This window comes from Rhodopila sp., from assembly GCF_035548235.1.
Classification (GTDB): Bacteria; Pseudomonadota; Alphaproteobacteria; order Acetobacterales; family Acetobacteraceae; genus Rhodopila.
Window position 1 is genome coordinate 1 of the sequence record NZ_DASZTJ010000151.1, and the last position, 2,579, is coordinate 2,579.

3 protein-coding genes are annotated in these 2,579 nt (G+C 67.1%); all 3 read right to left on the minus strand.

What is annotated here, in order from left to right; translation table 11 throughout:
- Window positions 1-180 (minus strand): hypothetical protein (locus tag VHB27_RS12970; protein ID WP_325601009.1); only part of this gene is annotated, 180 nt, incomplete at its 3' end.
- A gap of 290 nt (window positions 181-470) precedes the next feature.
- Entirely contained in the window at window positions 471-1,355 is an 885-nt protein-coding gene (locus tag VHB27_RS12975; protein ID WP_325601011.1) for a LysR family transcriptional regulator, read from the minus strand.
- Window positions 1,356-1,512: 157 nt separating this feature from the next.
- Window positions 1,513-2,481, minus strand: coding sequence for a thioredoxin-disulfide reductase (gene trxB, locus VHB27_RS12980; protein ID WP_325601013.1), 969 nt, complete (start codon window positions 2,479-2,481; stop codon window positions 1,513-1,515).
- Window positions 2,482-2,579: the final 98 nt, after the last annotated feature.

Below are 2,579 nucleotides of genomic sequence, written 5' to 3' on the forward strand. Positions count from 1 at the left end.
CGAGAGGATCTGGGCGAAGAGACGGAATTCCTCATCCGTCTGCACGTCATAGCCGCGCATGAGGTCGACGGCGGCCTGCCAGGCCTCATCCATGTCGCCGCCGGCGCCCTGGAGCAGGAGCATGGCGAGGTTGTACAGGACGGCGCGCAGGAAGGCGGCGGGAAGTTCGAGGACGGACATCGAGGGCCTGTAGGAAGGGACTGTAGGACGGAGTCCCTGTCTATAGGTCTATATTCCGTTTCATGTCAAGGAATTTCTCTTTCGTCCTAGGAATGGGTGCGATGGGGATGGTTCGTTGGGGCGCACGATGGCCGATGCTCCGCCAGGGGACGCCCAGGTGATGGAAAGGCCTATGGTGGCGAGGCCGGGGCGGCGAGGCCGGGGCGGCGAAGCCGACCGGCCGGCGGTCGTCCGGACGGGCTGCCGGTCCCGGCGTTCCCTTGGAAAAACTTCCCGGCGAGCAGCCCGGCTCAGTGCATCTCCGCCAGCCGCGCCAGCAGGAAGTCCCGGAACACCGCCACGCGTTTCGAGTTCCGCAGTTCTTCGGGATAGACGAAGAACACGTCCACCTTCGGCCCGTTCACCTCGGTCAGCACCTGCACGAGGTCCGGGTTTTCCGCCACGAAGAAATCCGGCAGCGCGGCGATCCCGATGCCCGCCCGGATCGCCAGCATCATGGCGTACATGGAGTTGACCTCCAGCACCGCCCGGCGCGGGCTGCCCGCCCGGCGGCCGGCCTCGGCGAGCCAGTTGACCTCGGGGACGGGGGGATGGTGCTGGCCGAACAGGATCAGCCGGTGCGCGTCCAGGTCCTCGGCCCGCTGCGGCACGCCGTGGCGCTTCAGGTAGTCGGGCGAGGCGCAGACATGCCAGTTCATGGTCATCAGGTGCCGCTGCACCAGGTCCGGCTGCTTGGGCGGATGCATGCGGATCGCCACGTCCGCCTCCCGCATCGCCAGGTCCAGGTCGGTGTCGTCCAGCAGCAGCGAGATCGTCACGTCCGGATAGGCTTCGAGGAAGCCATACAGCCGGGGCGCGAGCCAGGACGATCCGAAGCCGACGGTCGTGGTGACTTTCAGCCGGCCGGCGGGTTTCTCCTTGCTTTCGGTCAGCAGCGCCTCGGTGATTGCCAGCTTTGCGAAAACTTCACGTACCGTGCGGTTCAGCGACTCGCCCTGTTCTGTCAGGATCAGCCCGCGCGCATGGCGATGGAACAGCGGGACCTGCAGCGCTTCTTCCAGGGCGGAGATTTGGCGGGATACGGCCGACTGGCTCAAGCTGAGGGTATCGCCGGCATGCGTGAAGCTACCGGCCTCCGCCACCGCGTGGAAGACGCGTAGCTTATCCCAGTCCATCGTCAAACCTCTCTCGCGGCCAGGTCGGTCCTACGCGCCGCGTCTGTCATCCCGCCGGCATGGTTCCCCCCGCCGACATGGTTGTTCGCACTGCACCAATCCTAACCGGGTTTTTTCGAGTCATGTGACGAAAATTGCCCGTTTCGCCAAATTTCGTTCATGCCGTTGCCATTGAGACCGGAATTTCGTGCTCCGCGAGGTATTTTTCCGCTTCCAGCGCCGCCATGCAGCCGGTTCCGGCCGCGGTGACCGCCTGGCGGAAGATTTTGTCCTGCACGTCGCCCGCCGCGAACACGCCCGGCACCGACGTCCGCGTGCTGCCCGGCACGGTGCGCACGAACCCTTCGGCGTCGAGGTCGACCTGGCCCGCGAACACCGCGGTCGCCGGCGTATGGCCGATGGCGATGAACACGCCGTCCACCGGCAGGGTCGTTTCGACATCGGTCACCGTGTCCACCAGGCGCAGCGCGTTGACGACCTCCGGCGTGCCGCCGGCGACGATCTCGGCGACGCGCCGGTTCCACATCACCTCGATCTTCGGATTGGCGAACAGGCGGGCCTGCAGGATCTTCTCGGCGCGCAGGCTGTCGCGGCGATGGATCAGGATGACCTTGTCGGCGTGGTGGGTCAGGTACAGCGCCTCCTCGACGGCGGTGTTGCCGCCGCCCACGACCGCGACCGTGCGGCCGCGATAGAAGAACCCGTCGCAGGTGGCGCAGGCCGAGACGCCGCGGCCCTGCAGCGCGATCTCGGAGTCGAGCCCCAGCCAGCGGGCCTGCGCCCCGGTCGCGACGATCACCGAATCGGCCGTGTAGACGTCCCCCGAATCGGCCTGGCAGCGGAACGGGCGCTGCGAGAAGTCGACGCCGGTGATCACGTCGTAGACGATGCGCGTGCCGACGTGTTCGGCCTGCGCCTGCATCTGCTCCATCAGCCACGGACCCTGGATGGTCTCGGCGAAGCCCGGATAGTTCTCGACGTCGGTGGTGATCGTGAGCTGTCCGCCGGGCTGCAGGCCGGCCACCAGGACGGGCGAGAGGCTGGCGCGCGCCGCGTAGATCGCCGCCGTGTACCCGGCCGGTCCGGCGCCGATGATGAGGACCTTGGTGTGGTGTGTCTGGCTCATGCGCATACATATCGGTCTGCCAGCGACACGGGCAAGCGCCCGGGCCCTGCTCCGGGGCAAGCTCTTGGGAACATACCCTGGGCCGGGGACGGACGCAG